This window comes from Azospirillum brasilense (assembly GCF_005222205.1).
GTDB lineage: Bacteria > Pseudomonadota > Alphaproteobacteria > Azospirillales > Azospirillaceae > Azospirillum > Azospirillum brasilense_G.
In genome coordinates this window covers 234,264-250,326 of record NZ_CP032346.1, presented here as the reverse complement: position 1 = coordinate 250,326, position 16,063 = coordinate 234,264, and the positions used below count along the sequence as shown (strand labels likewise).

Below are 16,063 nucleotides of genomic sequence, written 5' to 3'. Positions count from 1 at the left end.
TCCCCCAACCGGCGCGTGTCGCGCTTCGCCTCCTGATAGCCCCGGTGTGGTTAAGGTTTCAAGAACGCGCGGCAACCCGCTCCGCCAGCGCCGCCGCGGCATCCCCCGCCACCGCGGCCCAATCACCGGGGCGGGGCTGGCGGAACAGGCGGGCGGTCGGGTACCAGGGGCTGTCGGCGCGGTCGAGCAGCCAGCGCCAGTCCGGCGCGTGGGACAGCAGCACCCACAGCGGCACGCCCAGCGCCCCGGCCAGATGAGCGGGCGCGGTGCAGGAGGACACCACGAGGTCCAGCGACGCCATGATCGCCGCGGTGTCGGCAAAGTCGCGGATCCCCGGCGCCAGATCGGTGAAGGACGGCGGCATCGCCCGTCCCGCCAGTTCATCATGGCCGGGGCCGAGTTGCAGGCCGAAAAAGCGGCAGCCCGGCACCGCCAGCAGCGGCGCCAGCGCCGCCAGCCCCGGCGACCGTTCCCGATCCCCGGCGAACTGCGGGTTTCCGGCCCAGACCAGCCCGACCGCGAGGCCGTCACCCGCCAGCCGCTGCCGCCACGCCGCGGCGCGCGCCGGGTCGGCGGTCAGGTAGGGAACGGTGGCGGGAATGGTCTCCAGCCGGGTGGTGAAGGCCCGCGGCAGGCTGAGCAGCGGGCACTGCCAATCGAATTCCGGCAAGGGCTCGCCGCGCGCGACGACCCGCTCCACCCCCGGCAGGCCGCTGAACAGCGGCACCAGATCGGCCCCGACCTCCAGCAGCACGCGGGCGCCGCGGGCCGCCACCAGGGGGGCGTAGCGGACGAACTGGATGGCGTCGCCGCGGCCCTGCTCCTCGTGCAGCAGGATGGTTCGCCCGGCGATGCCCTCGCCGCTCCACAGCGGCTGCGGCAGGCCGCGCGGCTTGGTGGGGAAATCGGCGACGCCCCAGCGCGCCTCGTAATCCTCCCAACCGCCCGCCAGGTCACCGGCGAGCAACCGGGCCAGGGACCGGTTCCAGCGCGCCTCCGCGCTGACCGGCTGGAGGCGGACGGCGCGGTCGTGCAGACGCAGCGACGCCGCGATCTCCCGCCGGTCCCGCAGGCGGTTCGCCAGCCCGCCGAGCGCGTTGCGGTGATCCGGCTGGAGGGCCAGCGCGCGGCGGAGCGCCCCCCGGGCGTCGGGTTCGGCGAAGGACAGCGCGTACCAGCCGTCTGCGGCGTCCGGGCGCAGCCGCAGCAGACGGCGCAGCGCCGCCACGGCCTCTCCCTCCCCGCCCGCCACCTTGCGCCGGGCGGCGGCGAGAAGCTCCCACACGTCATCCTTCGCCGGGTCGAGCGCCAGCGCGCCGCGCAGGGCCGCAGCGGCGGCGTCCCAACGCCCTGCGTCATAGTGGGCGCGGCCGAGATTGAGCCGAACGGCCGGGTCCTCCGGCAGAAGGGCAGCGGCCTGCGACAGCGCCGCCGCCGCCTCCCGGTCCCGGACGCGCTGAAGCGCGACGCCGAGATGGTGCCAAGCCTCCCCATGGTCGGGGCGCAGCCGGACGGCGCGGCGCAGGGCCGTCACCGCCTCCCCCGTCCGTCCCGCGTAGCGCAGCAGGATTCCGGACTGGACCAAAGGCTCGGCAAGATCGGGCTGGATGACGGTTGTGCGGCGATAGGCCGCCAGGGCGAGCCCGCTGTCCCCCGCCTGCCGCGCCGCTCCCGCCAATGGGAAGGCGAGCGCCGCCGAATCGGGGCAAAGCCGCAGGGCGGCCCGGTATTCCGCCGCCGCCGCCGCGGGATTGCCGCGGGCCTGATGGAGCGTCGCGAGGTTGGCGCGGTAGTCGGGCAGGCCGGGGCGCAGCGCCACCGCCCTTTCCAGAAGCCCGGCCGCCTGCTCCAGCCGCCCGCCCTGGGCGCAGAGGAGACCGTAGAGATGAAGGGCGTTCGGCTCGTCCGGAACGGCGTCGAGGATTCGCCCGTAGAGGGTTTCCGCCTCCTCCGTCCGCCCGGCGGTGTGAAGGTCGAGCGCGATGGCCAGCGCCTCGTCCAGCGTCGCCACGGCGCCCGCTCCGCTCAGGTCTCGCGGCCGCCGATCACGCTGGCGGCGACCGCCAGACTCTCCGGCGTGCCCATGTCGATGAAGCGGGCCTTGGCGATGTGGCCGTGCAGGGTGCCCGGCGGCATCTTGTGCAGCACGTCGCGGGTCAGCGAGCTGGCTCCGGAGGCCGCGAGGCGGTCGAGGAAGGCCGCGGAGAAGAGATAGACACCGGCGTTGATGACCCCGCGTCCCGGCGCCTTGTCGAGGAATTGGCGGACCCGGCTGTCCGGCCCGACCTCCACCCGGCCGAAGCGGGCGGCGTCCTCGACCTCAACGCACAGGACCGACGCCTCGGCCCCCGACAGGCGGTGCGAGGCGACGAAGGCGCGCAGGTCGGCGTCGAGGAAGGTGTCGCCACTCATCACCAGGACGGTGCCGGCCTTCAGGTCCTTGCGGATGTAGGCGAGCGCCGCGGCGGAGCCCATCTGGCTCGGCTCGATCTGGCAGACGACGTCCAGCGACCGGTTGGTGTCGCCCTGGGCCAGCCACGCCGTCACCCGGTCGGCCAGATGGCCCAGGCACAGCACCACCCGGCGCGCGCCGTAGGCCGCCAGATGGTCCAGCAGATGCCCCAGAAAGGCGCGGCCCGCGATGGGCGCCAGCACCTTGGGCGTGTCGCCCGAGACGCCCCGCATGCGCGAGCCGAGACCGCCGGCGAGCAGCGTGACGTCGATGTCCGTCAAGGCTTCCTCAGGCCGCACCGTGCTTCCCCTCATGCTCCCGGCGCCGCGGCGCCGCCCCCACCCCCGCCGCATACCGCGTCGGCGGTGGATTGGTCAAACATTCGGTGGGGGTGACGGCGAACTTTCCCGGCCGACCGCCCAACGTAAGCCCCCCGCCGCATGGCCTAATCCGCGAAGGCGGCCAGCGTGGTTTCGCGCGGGAAGAGTCGTATATGCCCCTCCCACTCGCTGCGCAGCGTTTCAAAGACATAGACGTCGTGAAAGCGACCGTATTTGTGGACATGTTGCCGCAGCACGCCAACCTCACGTATTTTCAGCACGCGTTGGATGCGGATGACCGTGTCGTTCCCTTCCATGAAGTAATTGACGATCTTGTTCATCCCCATGCCGTAATAGCAATAATCCATGATGAAATTATGCAAAAACCCAGCGAGCTTCCGGCGGTCCCTCTCCTCCACGATGTAGGAACCGGAGGAGCAGCGCAGGTGCACCCAGTCGATGTCCGAGTAGGAGAGATAGCCGATAGGGCGTTCCTCATGCTCGATGATGAAATGGCGGAAGTCCCGGCGCGCCTCGATCGCGGCCAACCACGCGCGCTGCCGGTCCACGTCCGGGTTCTCCAGATCGGTGAACATGAAGCGGGTGATCGACGGCTCGGTGCGCCAGCGCAGAAGCATCTCGGCGTCGGCGGCAGTCGGACGGCGGAATCGAAACATGAAGACCTCTACCCCTTGCACTCGCGCGGCGTCACTTCGCCAGATAGCCGCCGTCCACCGGCAGCGTCACCCCGTTGATCCAGCGGGCGGCGTCCGACAGCAGGAAGGCGATGGCCGACGCCACGTCCTCCGGTTTGCCGAAGCCCATGGGGTGGGCGGCGCGGATGGCCTCGAACTGCTCCGCCGTCGTGGTCTGGCGGAAGCGCTCCATCATCTCCGTCTCGACCATCGCCGGGGCGACGCAGTTGACTCGGATGCCGTCGCGCAGGAACTCCATGGCGAGCCCGCGGGTGGCCGAGACCAGCCCGCCCTTGGCCGCCGAATAGACCACGTTGCCGGGCTGCCCGATCTCCGCGGCGACGGAGGACACGAGCACCAGCGCCGCCGGTTCGGCGTGACAGCCCTTTTGACGCAGGCCGCGGGCCAAGGCCAGGGCGCTCAGAAGGTTGGCGTGCAGGATCGTATCGAAGAAGGCCTGATCGACGCTGCGCACCGGCTTGCCGATCTGAACGCCTGCGCAATGCGCCAACCCGTCGATGGGACCGGCCTCCGCCGCCTGAAGCTTCACCCATGCCGGAATGGAATCGACGTCCGACAGGTCGAAGGCCGCGATCCGATGTCCGTCGCCATCCAGCCGCGCCAGCGTTTCGGAAAGCCGCCCCTCGTCCCGCCCGCTGAGGGTGACCCGCGCGCCGAGGCTCGCGGCCGTGGCCGCCGTGGCCCGCCCGATCCCCGAGGACGCTCCGGTCACCAGCACATGGCGTCCGGAAAGATCGCCCAGCGGCGTCATTCGTCGGCCATGCGTGCGAACCACGCCCGGTGGAAGGCGGCGATGCGCTCTTCGCAGGCGCCGAGGGCCGCGGGAACACGCACCTGCTTCAGCCCGCGATGAGCGGATTCGGCAACGATCCGGTCCTCATCGAGAACGGTGCGGTTGAACCCGCAGACGTTGGCTTCCACCGCCTTGCGCGTCGGGCCGCCGATGCTCTTCGGCTTCGACGTTTGCCCCAGGAACAGCCGGAAATGCAGGTTGCTGCGCTCCGGTCCGACGGGGTCGTAGGTCTGCACGCTCATCAACGCGCCGTGAGTGACGCCGATGGCGAGGTTGGGGAAAATCATGAAATGATCGTAGTTCCGCAGCGTCTCGCTGCGCGGCAGCCCCAACCGCTCGATCACGCCGTCCCACCAGCGCGCGGAGGTGTCCGAGAGATGGGTCGTGCCGCGCGAATGCTCCCCTTCATAGGAGCAGATCCAGACCTTCTTGGCGAATTTCTTGAAGGTTTCCGGGTGGGTCGCATCGACGTGATAGACCTCCAGCGCGCTTTCCAGCGCCGCCTTCCAGTTCGCCTGCCAGGGAAGCACGTCCTCGTCGATGCGGTCGGTGAACATCTCCGACAGATGGTCGAGAATCGCTCCATAGGCGCCAAGTTGCTCGTCCAGTCCGGGCCCGCCCGGCTCCAGCCGGACGAAGACGAAACGGCCCCGCACCCCCACCTCGAAGCGCGGCAGGGCGAGACGCTTCTTGTCCGCGTCGTCGAATCCGAAATGCTCGCGGTTGCCGGGAATGCCGACCGGCACGCCATCGCGGTTGAAGATCCAGCCGTGATACGGGCAGACCGGCTTGCCGTTGCCGCAGGGCCGCAGGTGGATCTGCGCGTAGCGGTGGGTGCAGACGTTATGGAAGGCCCGCAGCTCGCCGTCGAAGTTCTGGACCAGCACCGACGTTCCGGCGATCTCCGCCGTGATGAAATCGTTGTCGTTCGTCAGATCATTGGCAAACCCAACGAACATCCATGACCGCCGGAAGATTTTAGCGACTTCTTCGGCAAAAGTTGCGTCACCGGAATATCGCTGAGGCGGGATAACGGAGTCCGAAGGGTACGCGAGCTGTTTCACCTGCACCCGGTCATCCATGGCTGATCCCATTTATCGGTTCGTTAATCACTCGACCCTAGCGTTCTTTCGGTTAATAGTCTCCGAATTCGCTCAAGTCCAGGACGGACGGAAGGGCGGCGGAGGGAGGGAGCATCCGGTGAAGGCCATCATCGAGGGCGTGCGCATCGCGGGTTTCCGGGCCGCCGTGCCGCCGCACCGCCATTCCTTCCTGGAGGATCATTCCCTCTTCACGGCGGAGGAGGCGGAGAAGCTGTTCGCCACCACCGGCGTGTACGAGCGGCGCATCGCCCCGCCGCACATTTGCGCGTCGGACATGTGCGTCGCGGCGGCGGAAGGGCTGCTTGCCCAGCTCGGCTGGGACCCGGCCAGCGTCGACGTTCTGGTCTTCGTGTCGCAGGACCCCGACTACAACGTCCCCGCGACCTCCTGCGTCATGCAGAAGCGGCTGGGGCTGGCGACGGGGGCGGCCTGCTTCGACGTCAATCTGGGCTGCTCCGGCTTCGTCTATGGCTTGTGGATGGCCGGGCGGCTGCTCGGCGGATCGACGGGGCGGCGGGCGATCGTCCTGTGCGGCGACACCAGCTCACGCCACCTCGTGCCGGGCGACCGCTCCACCCTGCCGCTGTTCGGCGACGCGGGCGGCGCCGTGGCGCTGGAGGTCAGCCAGGGGGCCGCGCCGATCCACGTCGTCGTCGGCACCGACGGCGGCGGCGCCAAGAACATCTGGGTCAAGGCCGGCGGGCGCCGCAACTCGCTGGTGCCCGGACGCGAGCCCTGGCCGGCGGACAAGCAGGAACAGATGTTCACCGACTCCCGCCTGTCGCTGAACGGGGCGGAGGTCTTCGCCTTCACGCTGCGCGCCGTTCCGCCGCTGATCCGCGAGACGCTGGAGTTCGCCGGCGTTGGGGTGGAGGACATCGACCTCTGCGTGATGCACCAGGCCAACGCCTTCATGCTGGAGCATCTGCGCAAGAAGACCAAGTTCCCGCCGGAGAAATTCCTCGTGGACATGCACGACTTCGGCAACACCAGCTCCGCCTCCATCCCGCTGGCGGTCAGCCACCGGCTGGGCGAGGCGCTGTCCACCGGCACGCGCAAGATGCTGCTGGCCGGCTTCGGCGTCGGCTGGTCCTGGGGCGCCGTGGTCGCCGACGTCGGGCCGATCCCCGCCCCGGCGGTGCAGGAGATCCCCGACGACTTCCCCCTGCTGACTCCCTGAGCCGCCGGACCATGCGCAACCCGCTCGACCTCACGGGACGGCGCCTGCTGGTGACCGGGGCCTCCGCCGACAGCGACATCGGCCGCGAAATCTGCCGGACGCTGGCCGGGCTGGGCGCCACGCTCACGCTGGTCGGCCGCCGCGCCGACGCGCTGGAGGCCACGCGCGCGCTTCTGGACGAACCGGAGCGGCACAGCGCCGCACCCTTCGACCTGACCGACCTCGACGCCGTCCCCGGCTGGATGAAGGCTCTGGCGGAGGCGGGCGGCCCTTTCGCCGGGCTGGTCCATTCCGCGTCGGAGCAGGGCTACTCCGTGCTGCGGCAGGTCAACCGGGCGCAGTTCGACCGCTACTTCACGCTGAACGTCGGGGCGTCGCTGATGCTCGCGCGCGGCTTCCACCAGAAGGGCGTCTTCGCACCGGGCGGCGGGTCGATCGTCTATGTCGGCTCGGTCGCCGGGCTGAAGGGCCAGAAGGGCCGCTCGCTCTACGCCGCCAGCAAGGCGGCGCTGGTCTCGGTGGCCCAATCGCTGGCGCTGGAACTGGCCGACAAGCGCATCCGCGTCAATGTGGTCGCCCCGGCGGTGGTGCTGGGCGCCAAGGCGGAGAAGCAATTCGCCATGCTGCCGGCGGAGCAGAACGCCGCCCTGGCCGCCGCCCACCCGCTGGGCTACGGCGCGCCGCAGGACGTGGCCGACGCCGTGGCCTATCTGCTGGCCGACAGCGGGCGCTGGGTGACCGGGGCCGTGCTTCCGGTGGACGGCGGCTTCACCGCGGGGTGACGGCCTCCGCCAGCGCCCGCGCGATGCGCAGGGCGCCCTGCCCATCGACGATTCCCGCCAGCTTGCCCGCCATGGTCCGTCGCCGCGACGGATCGGCCCACAGCTCCAGCGCCACGTCGGCGATCCGCTCCGGAGCGCCTGCGGCCTGTCCGGGCACCAGGGCGCACCATCCCAGAGCCTCCGACTGGCGGGCGGCCTCCAGTTGGTTGTCGGCGATGGTGACGAGGACGGCGGGCGTGCCGATGGCAGCCAGCTCGCCGGTCGTGGTGCCCGCCGCCGAGACGGCCAGCCCGGCCTGCGCCATCAGGTGCCCCATGCGAGGCGTGTCGCGGTGCAGCCGCACGCTGTCTTTGCAACGCGCCGCCACGGCCTCCACCGCCGCCGCGTCGCGCACCGCACCGCCGACCGCCACATCCAGCCAAACACCGGGCGGCAGGCGGGGCGCGAGGCGTTCGATCACCGGAGCGGTCAGCCCCAGCGGGTCGGAGCCGCCGAAGGTCACCAGAAGGTTGCGGCGTTCCTCCAACGGCGGCTTGGCCGCCGCCACGGCCTCCCGCACCTCCCGCCGCAGCGGCGCGAAGGCCGGGCCGAGCAGCAGCCGGGCGTCCGGGTTGCCCTTGCGGTAGGGCAGCGACGCGGCGTCCGGCGCGGCGTTGACGATCAGCCCGGCGTGGATCGGCTCCCCCGTTCCGGCGTCGTCGAAGGCCAGGGTGGGCAGCCCCGTCCCGGCCAGTCCGGCCCGCCAGTCTTCCGGGAAGCCGTAGCCGTCCAGCACGATGGCGTCGGCACCGGCTTCCGCCGCGATGGCGCAGGTCGCCGCGAGGTCGGCAACACTGCCCGGGGCGGCGTCGATCCGGTAAACCGCCATGCCGGACGAGCGCAGACGTTCCTCCAAAGCTGGCGGCAGGCTCGCCGCGGCGAACAGGGCGTCTCCGCCCAGCTCCTGCACGGCCTCCGCCACCGCCAAGCAGCGCATGACGTGCCCGGCCCCGATCGAGGCTCCGGCGTCGGCGCGGAACAGCACCCTCATGGGCCGCTCTCTCCGGCGCTCAATGCAGGGTGGGCGCGCCCGGCCCGGTCGGGCGCAGCCGGGTGCGGGCGGAGGACAGGCAGAAGGCGTGCCAGTAGAGCGCGACCAGGGCGCCCGGCAGGCTGTCCAGCTCGTGCCCCGGCAGGGCGGTGATCCCCGCCGCGTGGGCCATGGCGGCGTTGGCGGCGTTGACGCTGTGCTGCGCCGCCGGACCGATCAGCGCCAGCGTCTCCGCCAACGCGCGGGCGTCGAGGCGCAGGGTCGCCGGGGCGACGGTCACCTGGGCGGTGCCGTCGCGCAGGCGTCCGATGGCGATGTAGGCCTCCAGAAGGTCCGGCCGGTCCTCCGGGCGGATCACCGCGGCGACCACGCGGTTGCCGGTCAACGGGCCGGTGCCGTCGAACTCGAACACCACGGCGCGCTCGGCCTGCCGGGCCTCGGCCAGGGCGGCGGCGCGCTCCCCCGGGGAAACCCCGGAGAGCCGCATCGCCTCCTCGAACATCTCCGGCCGCCCGCCGCCCTCGGCGTGCACGACCAGCGGCGCGTCCATCGTCGCGGCGATGGCGAGACGGCGCGCCATGATGTTCACGGCCTCCTCCGCCGCGTTCTCCGGAAGCGTGTCCTGCAACAGTTCCGCGCCCTTGCGCAGCATCACCTCGGCGAAGCTGATGTCCGGGGCGGTGTCTGGGGTCATGGCGCGGTCTCCGTCGAATGGGGTCGGCTGTTGTACGCCAGCGTCACGCGGGTTCTCAATGGTTGCCGCCATCAATGATAACCGATCGCGCCCGTCACCTTGCCGCGGAAAACCCAGTAGCTGTAGGCGGTGTAGATCAGGATGGTCGGAATCAGGAAGGCCATGCCGATCAGCAGGAAGACCTGCGTCTCCGGCGGGGCCGCCGCCTGCCAGATGGTGATGCCCGGCGGAATCAGCACCGGCCACAGGCTGATCGCCAGCCCCAGGTAGGACAGGGCGAACAGCCCCATGGCGAAGGCGAAGGGCAGCACCTCCCGCCCCTCGTCCAGCGCCCGCCACAGGCCGAAGGCGAGGAAGCCGACCATCAGCGGCACCGGCGACAGCAGCAGGATGTTGGGAACCGAGAACCAGCGCCCGGCGATGGAGGCGTCCAGGAAGGGCGTCCACAGGCTGACCGCCGCGACCAGAACCAACACCACGATCAGCAGCCGCCGCGCCACGCGGAAACACCAGTCCTGCAAAATCCCGATGGTCCGCCAGATCAGCCACGTGCTCCCCAGCAGCGCGTAGCCGGCGATCAGCGCCACGCCGCAGAACAGGCTGAAGGGAGTCAGCCAGTCCAGCATGGTCCCGGCGAAGTTCCTCCCCTCGACCTCGATCCCCTGGATGAAGGAGCCGAGAACCACCCCCTGCGCGAAGGTGGCGAGCAGCGAGCCCAGGAAGAAGGCCTTGTTCCACAGATGCCGGCTGCTCCGCGCCTTGAAGCGGAATTCGAAGGCGACACCGCGGAAGATCAGCGCGATCAGCATCAGCAGCAGCGGCAGATACATGGCCGGCAGGACGACGGCGTAGGCGATGGGAAAGGCCGCGAACAGCCCCGCCCCGCCGAGGATCAGCCACGTCTCGTTGAAGTCCCAGACCGGCGCCACCGAGTTCATCATGACGTCCCGCGCCTCCTCGCTGGGGGCGAAGGGGTAGAGGATGCCGATGCCGAGGTCGAAGCCGTCCATCAGCACATACATGAAGACGGCGAAACCGACGATGGCGACCCAGGCGAGGGTCAGCAGGCTGCCTTCCATGGACGTCACTCCGCGGGTTCGATGGATTCGCCGGGCACCGACAGGGGCCGCTTCGGCTGATGGCCCTGCGCCACCGCCGGGACCTCCAGATCCTCGTCGTTCAGCCGCGCCGGGCCGATGGTCAGCAGCCGGAACAGGTAGTAAGTGCCGGCCCCGTAGATGATCGTGTAGACCACCATGAACACGATCAGCGAGGTCAGCACCGCCCCGCCGGTCAGGGCCGGGGTGACCGCGTCCGCCGTGCGGATCATTCCATAGACCACCCAGGGTTGGCGCCCGATCTCGGTGGTGAACCAGCCGGCGAGGATGGCGATGAAGCCCAGCGGCATGCAGCCGACCAGAAGCTTGTGGAACCAGTTCGGGCTGTAGAGCCTCCCGCGCACCCGCTGCACCAGATGGATCAGCGCCACCGTCAGCATGATCATGCCGATCCCGACCATGATGCGGAAGGTCCAGAACAGGATTTCCGGGTTGGGCCGGTCCGTCACCGGGAAGTTCTTCAGGCCGGGAACCACCCCGTCCCACTCGTGGGTCAGGATCAGGCTCGACAGGGCGGGAATGGCGATTTCCGCGTGGTTGGTCTCCGCCTCGTTGTCGGGGATGGCGAACAGGATCAGCGGCGCCCGCGCCCCGCCCTCCCAATGGCCCTCCATCGCGGCGATCTTGGCCGGCTGATGCTCCAGCGTGTTCAGCCCGTGCAGGTCGCCGAGGAAGATCTGCAAGGGCGCCAGGACGGTGATGAGCGCCAGCGACATGCTGAGCCCGACCCGCGCGTGGTCCAGGAAGCGGTTGCGCAGCAGGTAGAAGGCGCTGATGCCGGCCACCACGAATCCGGTGGTCAGGAACATCGCGGTCAGCATATGGGCCAGCCGGTAGGGGAAGGAGGGGTTGAACACCACCGCCCACCAGTCGGTGACGAAGAACCGCCCGTCGCGCAGCTCCGCCCCCGCCGGGGTGTGCATCCAGCTGTTCGCCGAGAGAATCCAGAAGGAGGACAGCACCGTCCCGGTGGCCACCAGCACCGCCGCCAGGAAATGGATGCCCCGCGGCACGCGGTCCCGCCCGAACAGCAGGATGCCGAGGAAGGCGGCCTCCAGGAAGAAGGCGGTCACCACCTCGTACTGGATCAGCGGCCCCAGAACGTTGCCGACGATGTCGGACCAGCGGCTCCAGTTCGTGCCGAACTGGTAGGTCATCACGATTCCCGAGACCACGCCCATGCCGAAGGAGATGGCGAAGATCCGCGTCCAGAATTCCGACAGGCTGCGGTACAGCGCCTTGCCGGTTATCAGCCACCGCGCTTCCAGAACCGCGATCCAGCAGGCCAAACCCACGGTAAAAGATGGGAAAAGAATGTGAAAAGAAATCACGAAAGCGAACTGGATTCGTGACAGAAGCAGCGGATCGAGGTCCATGGCCGCGGCCCTCCGTTGACGGTCACAGGGGCCGGTTCCAGCCGGCCCGACCGACCCCCAACGCGGTCGGTTCCGGGGAGTTCCCGTTTTCCGGCTGCGGATACTTTCTTTCCCCACGCCCCTTGAACCGCGGCGGCGACCTCTTATTTCTAAGCTCTTGCCGACATCCACACATTCACGGCCGGCCCTGGGCCACAGCCGATCCCACCCCGCTCCGATGGCCCCGCCGGCCAGCCGGGCCGGGGGCCATCGGTTCATTGCAGGGTGTTTCCCGAGGATGCCGGAATCAGGAGAAGCTCTTTGACGGAACTGGCAGTTTCTGGCGAACCCCTCACCCTCTTTCTAAAAGAAACCCGCAAGTACGACTACCTCACCCCCGAGCAGGAACGCGACCTCGCCATCCGCTGGCGGGAGCGGCAGGACCGCCGCGCCCTCGACAAGCTGATCGGCAGCCACCTCCGGCTCGTTTTCAAAATGGCCCGCGGCTATCAGGGCTACGGGTTGCCGCTGTCCGACCTCATCGCCGAGGGCAACGTCGGCGTCATGCAGGCGGCGCAGAAGTTCGACCCGGACAAGGGATTCCGCTTCGCCACCTACGCGTCCTGGTGGATCCGGGCGGCGATCCAGGAATATGTGCTGCACAACTGGTCGCTGGTGAAGATCGGCACCACGGCGGCCCAGAAGAAGCTGTTCTTCAGCCTGCGCCGGCTGAAGGCGCAGTTGCAGGACGCCGAGAACGGCACCTTCGGCGGCGACCTGTCGCCGGAGGCGGTGGAGAGCATCGCGACGGAACTGGACGTCTCCAAGGCCGACGTGATCGAAATGAACCGCCGGCTGGGCACCGACCGCTCGCTCAACGCCACGCTCGCCGAGGACGGCGACAGCGAATGGCTGGACCTTTTGGCCGACGAGGGTCCCGACCAGGAGGCGATCCTGGCCGGTGCGCAGGAGCGCAAGCGCCGGCAGCAGTTCCTCAAGCTGGGGCTGGGCGTTCTGGACGACCGCGAGCGGCAGATCCTGGTGGCCCGCCGCCTGCGCGACGAGCCGCTGACCCTGGAGGAGCTGAGCCAGCACTTCCACGTCTCGCGCGAACGCGTGCGCCAGCTCGAGGTGCGCGCCTTCGAGAAGGTCCAGAAGGCGGTGATGGCCCAGGCCCGGCAGGTTCCGGGCACCACGGGCAAGGCGCTGCTGCCGGTGTGACCGGCGGCAGCCTTCGCACGGTGCGTTACGGCGTGACGAAGCGCGGCGGTTCCGGCAGCACCGGGGACCGCCGCCGCACGCCGCGCAGCGCGTGATCCACCGCGGCCATCTGCTCCTCCACCGAAATCAGAATCTGCGACGTGACCTCCAGCGACCGGTCCTCGTAGACCCAGCTGTCGGGATGGCGGTCGCTCCAGGAGGCGACCGTCCGGTCGCGCTCGTTCAGCAGGCTGAGGATCTGCGGCCGGAACAGCCGCATCATCGCGGTGATCCAGCGGTTCGCCGGCCAGGACGGCCGGGCGTGATCCACGGTGAAGCTGTCGAGCATGCGGATCACGTCGTCGGCCGCGTACCACGTCTCCCCGGTCACCCAGCGGTTCGTCGTGAACAGGCGCACCGGCTGCCCCGCCACGTCCATGGCGATCCCCACCAGATGGGACAGGGCGTCGTTGGGATTGTCCGGCTCCTCGTAATCCTTCAGCGGCACCGGCTCCATGCCCGGCGGCATGCCCAGCGGGCGCAGGAAGGTGTGGAAGTGCCCGTGCTCGCCGTCGGGCCGCTCGTCCTCGGGATGGCAGTGGTAATAATACTGGGCGTGGTATTCGGCGTCGTAGACGTCGCCCGGCGGGTAGTGCCGCCATTCGTAGAGCGTGCCATGCCCGCGCAGCAGTTCCCCCACCACCGTGTCGCCGGTCTTGGCGAGCACCCGCTGGCACAGCCGGACCTCCCGCGCGGCCTCCGACATCGCCTGCAACTCGTCGCGCGAAAGCTCCGAAAGCTCCATCATCGGATGCTCTGCCCCGTCAGCCCCTGCCCTTCCCACATCCCTATTACGTATGAGGCTTTGTACGCATAGCAAGCGCTTTCCTCAACGAAGGCCCGCCGAACCCGGACGGCTGGCTTCGGCGCGGAACACCGCCTCGCCCCGCCGCAGGGTCCAATCCACCAGCGCGCCCTCCACCTGCCCCAGGGCTGTGTTGAAGGCGGCGATCACGTCGCTGAAGTCCGACCCGCGCACCGGCACCACGGCGTCGAAGGTCTCGCCCGCCTCAATGGTCCGGTTGGGCATGGCGACCAGCTTGGCCGACAGCCGCACCCGCACCCGGTCTGGCACCGCGGCGTTGGGATCGGTGAATTCCGCCTGGAAATCGCGCAGTTCGGTCTTCAACAGGAAGTCGGAGCGCAGCCCCGCCGAATCCCGCCCGACCGAAACGATCCTCCGGCTGTCCTCGAAGGACTGGACGATCAGCCCCTGCACCATGTTCGGCGCCCGGTCGGCCCAGGACACCCCGGCGAAGTAGTCGAGCGCGGTGGCCGAGCGGGTGACCGCGATGCGCGGCGTGTCGATGCCGGCGCTGGCCGCAGGCGGCTCCACCAGCAACTGCCAGCGCACCGGTGGCGAACCGGTTTCGGCCACCGTCCCCGGGGTCAGCGTGTAGAGGCTGGGCGCGGTGGGGTTCAGCGCCGCGCAACCGGTCATCAGGCCGACCGCCAGAAGCCCCGCCGCCATCGCCTTCATCAAACGGCTCGTCATCGTCCACGCACCTCCACGCCCTGGCGGGTTCCGCCGAACAGGAAGTTCGACGGGTCGTTCTCGATCCGCGTCACGACGCGGGACAATTGCCCCGACAGGTCGCGCAACTGCGAGATCAGCAAGGTCAGTTCATACAGCCCGCCGCCGGTGAAGTCGCGGATCGCCCCGCGGTTCTCGCCGATCATGGCGTTGAGCTGGTTGGCGGTCTTGTTCAGCGATCCGGCCAGCGTGTTCAGGTCGCCGGTCAGCGTCTTGGTGCCGCTCTCCACCGCGGCCAGGGTGCGCTGCGCCTGCTCCATCGTCTGGCCGAGCTGCGGCCCGACCGTCTCGAAGCCCTGAAGCGTCCGGTTGGCCTGGGCGAGCGTCGTGTCCAGCCCCTGGCTGGCGCGGGCCAGCTCGCCGGTCAGGTCGCGGGTGTTGGCCAGGATCTCGGCGATGGCCGCCTGGTTCTGCGGGGTCAGCAGGTCGGCGACCCGGTTGGTCAGGTCGAGCGCGCGGTTCAGAAGCTGCGGGGCGGCGTCGACGAAGACCGTCAGCGACGACGGGCGTGACGGGATCACCGGGATGCCGCCGTCATGCGCGGTGCGCAGAAGCTCGCTCATCTCCGTGCCGCCGGAAATCTGGACATAGGCGCCGCCGGTGATCCCCTGGACCTCCAGCGAGGCGATGGAGTCGGTCTTGATCGGCGTGCCTTCCTGCACCTCGATCCGCACGCGCACACGGCTGACGTCGTTGGGGTCCAGACGGATGTCGGTCGCGGTGCCCACGGGGATGCCGCGGTAGCGCACCGGGCTGCCTTCCTGCAGGCCGGTCACCGAACCGGTGAAGTAGATGTAATAGGGCTGGCGCGTCTCCTCCAGCTGGATCTTGGCGACCCAGACGGTGAAGACGAAGAGGCCGGCGAGCAAGGCCAACACGAAGCTGCCCACGAGGATGTAGCTGGTGCGGGTTTCCATGGCGTCCGGTCAGCTTTCTGCATGGCGCGCGGCGCGGCCGCGCGGTCCGTGGAAATAGTCGTGAATCCAGGGGTGCGGGTCCCGGAGATGCTCCTCCAGCGTGCCCACGCGGATTTTCTTGTCCACCAGCACGGCGATGCGGTCGCAGATGGAGGTCAGACTGTCCAGGTCGTGGGTGACCATGAAGACGGTCAGCCCCAGGCTGCGCTGGAGGTTGCGGATCAGCTGGTCGAAGGCGGCGGCGCCGATGGGGTCCAGCCCCGCGGTCGGCTCATCCAGGAACAGGATGTCGGGGTCGAGCGCCAGCGCGCGGGCCAGCCCGGCGCGCTTGATCATGCCGCCCGACAGCTCCGACGGGAACTTCGCCCCGGCGTTGGGCGGCAGGCCGGACATGGCGATCTTGACCCGCGCGATCTCCGCCGCCAGCGCCGCCGAAAGGTCGGTGTGCTCGCGCAGCGGCACCATGACGTTCTGCGCCACGGTCATGGAGCTGAACAGGGCGCCGTTCTGGAACAGCACGCCGGTGCGCGCCTGGAGCGCCACCCGCTCCGATTCCGGCAAGTCGGCGGTGTCGCGGCCCAGCAGCTCGATCCGGCCGTCGGCCGGGCGGATCAGGCCGAGGATTTCCTTGAGCAGGACCGACTTGCCGGTGCCCGACCCGCCGACCACGCCCAGCACCTCGCCCCGCCGCACGTCGAGGTCGAGCCCGTCATGGACCACCTGCGGGCCGAAGCGCGTGACCAGCCCGCGCACGCGGATCACCGCGTCCTGCGCATCCGGTTGTTTGTCGTCAAACGGCGCCACGGCCC

General features: G+C 69.7%; 16 protein-coding genes. 3 read left to right on the top strand and 13 right to left on the bottom strand.

Going from position 1 to position 16,063, the window contains the following annotated elements; genetic code table 11:
* Window positions 1–58: 58 nt before the first annotated feature.
* From D3869_RS15200 to D3869_RS15180, 5 genes are all read right to left on the bottom strand, one after another.
* The gene (locus D3869_RS15200; RefSeq protein ID WP_137140844.1) at window positions 59–2,011 is read right to left on the bottom strand and encodes a tetratricopeptide repeat protein; all 1,953 of its coding nucleotides are present in this window, start codon (window positions 2,009–2,011) and stop codon (window positions 59–61) included.
* 14 nt (window positions 2,012–2,025) lie between these two features.
* On the bottom strand, window positions 2,026–2,733 hold the full coding sequence (locus D3869_RS15195) for a sugar phosphate nucleotidyltransferase (protein ID WP_247874697.1): 708 nt from the start codon (window positions 2,731–2,733) through the stop codon (window positions 2,026–2,028).
* 164 nt (window positions 2,734–2,897) lie between these two features.
* On the bottom strand, window positions 2,898–3,449 hold the full coding sequence (locus D3869_RS15190; RefSeq protein WP_137140843.1) for a GNAT family N-acetyltransferase: 552 nt from the start codon (window positions 3,447–3,449) through the stop codon (window positions 2,898–2,900).
* 31 nt (window positions 3,450–3,480) lie between these two features.
* The gene (locus D3869_RS15185) at window positions 3,481–4,239 is read right to left on the bottom strand and encodes an SDR family NAD(P)-dependent oxidoreductase (RefSeq protein ID WP_094306386.1); all 759 of its coding nucleotides are present in this window, start codon (window positions 4,237–4,239) and stop codon (window positions 3,481–3,483) included.
* On the bottom strand, window positions 4,236–5,363 hold the full coding sequence (locus D3869_RS15180) for an aromatic ring-hydroxylating oxygenase subunit alpha (protein WP_137140842.1): 1,128 nt from the start codon (window positions 5,361–5,363) through the stop codon (window positions 4,236–4,238). The genes D3869_RS15185 and D3869_RS15180 overlap by 4 nt, the downstream gene beginning before the upstream one ends.
* Before the next feature lie 118 nt (window positions 5,364–5,481).
* Between D3869_RS15180 and D3869_RS15175 the strand changes: the two genes are divergently transcribed.
* The gene (locus D3869_RS15175; RefSeq protein WP_137140841.1) at window positions 5,482–6,564 is read left to right on the top strand and encodes a 3-oxoacyl-ACP synthase III family protein; all 1,083 of its coding nucleotides are present in this window, start codon (window positions 5,482–5,484) and stop codon (window positions 6,562–6,564) included.
* Window positions 6,565–6,575: 11 nt separating this feature from the next.
* Window positions 6,576–7,346 carry an SDR family NAD(P)-dependent oxidoreductase gene (locus tag D3869_RS15170; RefSeq protein WP_137140840.1) on the top strand — a complete coding sequence of 257 codons (771 nt, stop codon included), beginning with the start codon at window positions 6,576–6,578 and terminating at the stop codon, window positions 7,344–7,346.
* Here D3869_RS15170 and pseG read toward each other — a convergent pair.
* The 4 genes from pseG to D3869_RS15150 all read right to left on the bottom strand — a co-directional run bounded on the left by pseG (window position 7,333) and on the right by D3869_RS15150 (window position 11,564).
* Window positions 7,333–8,376: a UDP-2,4-diacetamido-2,4,6-trideoxy-beta-L-altropyranose hydrolase gene (pseG, locus tag D3869_RS15165; RefSeq protein ID WP_137140839.1), complete on the bottom strand. Its 1,044-nt coding sequence runs from the start codon at window positions 8,374–8,376 to the stop codon at window positions 7,333–7,335. The genes D3869_RS15170 and pseG overlap by 14 nt on opposite strands.
* 19 nt (window positions 8,377–8,395) lie before the next feature.
* On the bottom strand, window positions 8,396–9,070 hold the full coding sequence (locus D3869_RS15160) for a hypothetical protein (protein WP_137140838.1): 675 nt from the start codon (window positions 9,068–9,070) through the stop codon (window positions 8,396–8,398).
* 71 nt (window positions 9,071–9,141) lie between these two features.
* Window positions 9,142–10,149, bottom strand: a complete 1,008-nt coding sequence (gene cydB / locus D3869_RS15155) for a cytochrome d ubiquinol oxidase subunit II (protein ID WP_137140837.1) — start codon at window positions 10,147–10,149, stop codon at window positions 9,142–9,144.
* A 5-nt stretch (window positions 10,150–10,154) separates the two neighbouring features.
* The gene (locus tag D3869_RS15150) at window positions 10,155–11,564 is read right to left on the bottom strand and encodes a cytochrome ubiquinol oxidase subunit I (RefSeq protein ID WP_137140836.1); all 1,410 of its coding nucleotides are present in this window, start codon (window positions 11,562–11,564) and stop codon (window positions 10,155–10,157) included.
* A gap of 300 nt (window positions 11,565–11,864) precedes the next feature.
* Between D3869_RS15150 and rpoH the strand changes: the two genes are divergently transcribed.
* Window positions 11,865–12,764 carry an RNA polymerase sigma factor RpoH gene (gene rpoH / locus D3869_RS15145; RefSeq protein ID WP_137105302.1) on the top strand — a complete coding sequence of 300 codons (900 nt, stop codon included), beginning with the start codon at window positions 11,865–11,867 and terminating at the stop codon, window positions 12,762–12,764.
* A 25-nt stretch (window positions 12,765–12,789) separates the two neighbouring features.
* Here rpoH and D3869_RS15140 read toward each other — a convergent pair whose 3' ends face one another.
* From D3869_RS15140 to D3869_RS15125, 4 genes are all read right to left on the bottom strand, one after another.
* Entirely contained in the window at window positions 12,790–13,551 is a 762-nt protein-coding gene (locus D3869_RS15140) for a DUF6969 family protein (protein ID WP_137140835.1), read from the bottom strand.
* 81 nt (window positions 13,552–13,632) lie between these two features.
* Window positions 13,633–14,298 carry an ABC-type transport auxiliary lipoprotein family protein gene (locus D3869_RS15135; protein WP_137140834.1) on the bottom strand — a complete coding sequence of 222 codons (666 nt, stop codon included), beginning with the start codon at window positions 14,296–14,298 and terminating at the stop codon, window positions 13,633–13,635.
* Complete coding sequence (locus tag D3869_RS15130) at window positions 14,295–15,254, bottom strand: MlaD family protein (protein WP_137140833.1); 960 nt, start codon at window positions 15,252–15,254, stop codon at window positions 14,295–14,297. The genes D3869_RS15135 and D3869_RS15130 overlap by 4 nt, the downstream gene beginning before the upstream one ends.
* 9 nt (window positions 15,255–15,263) lie before the next feature.
* Window positions 15,264–16,058, bottom strand: coding sequence for an ABC transporter ATP-binding protein (locus D3869_RS15125; protein WP_137140832.1), 795 nt, complete (start codon window positions 16,056–16,058; stop codon window positions 15,264–15,266).
* Window positions 16,059–16,063: the final 5 nt, after the last annotated feature.

What these genes read in the sequence shown, in the direction of transcription:
- D3869_RS15190 (WP_137140843.1), bottom strand. Translation starts at nt 3,449, where the DNA reads ATGTTTCGATTCCGCCGTCCGACTGCCGCCGACGCCGAGATGCTTCTG.
- D3869_RS15150 (WP_137140836.1), bottom strand. Translation starts at nt 11,564, where the DNA reads ATGGACCTCGATCCGCTGCTTCTGTCACGAATCCAGTTCGCTTTCGTG.
- D3869_RS15160 (WP_137140838.1), bottom strand. Translation starts at nt 9,070, where the DNA reads ATGACCCCAGACACCGCCCCGGACATCAGCTTCGCCGAGGTGATGCTG.
- D3869_RS15170 (WP_137140840.1), top strand. Translation starts at nt 6,576, where the DNA reads ATGCGCAACCCGCTCGACCTCACGGGACGGCGCCTGCTGGTGACCGGG.
- cydB (WP_137140837.1), bottom strand. Translation starts at nt 10,149, where the DNA reads ATGGAAGGCAGCCTGCTGACCCTCGCCTGGGTCGCCATCGTCGGTTTC.
- D3869_RS15130 (WP_137140833.1), bottom strand. Translation starts at nt 15,254, where the DNA reads ATGGAAACCCGCACCAGCTACATCCTCGTGGGCAGCTTCGTGTTGGCC.
- D3869_RS15135 (WP_137140834.1), bottom strand. Translation starts at nt 14,298, where the DNA reads ATGACGAGCCGTTTGATGAAGGCGATGGCGGCGGGGCTTCTGGCGGTC.
- D3869_RS15140 (WP_137140835.1), bottom strand. Translation starts at nt 13,551, where the DNA reads ATGATGGAGCTTTCGGAGCTTTCGCGCGACGAGTTGCAGGCGATGTCG.
- pseG (WP_137140839.1), bottom strand. Translation starts at nt 8,376, where the DNA reads ATGAGGGTGCTGTTCCGCGCCGACGCCGGAGCCTCGATCGGGGCCGGG.
- D3869_RS15180 (WP_137140842.1), bottom strand. Translation starts at nt 5,363, where the DNA reads ATGGATGACCGGGTGCAGGTGAAACAGCTCGCGTACCCTTCGGACTCC.
- D3869_RS15185 (WP_094306386.1), bottom strand. Translation starts at nt 4,239, where the DNA reads ATGACGCCGCTGGGCGATCTTTCCGGACGCCATGTGCTGGTGACCGGA.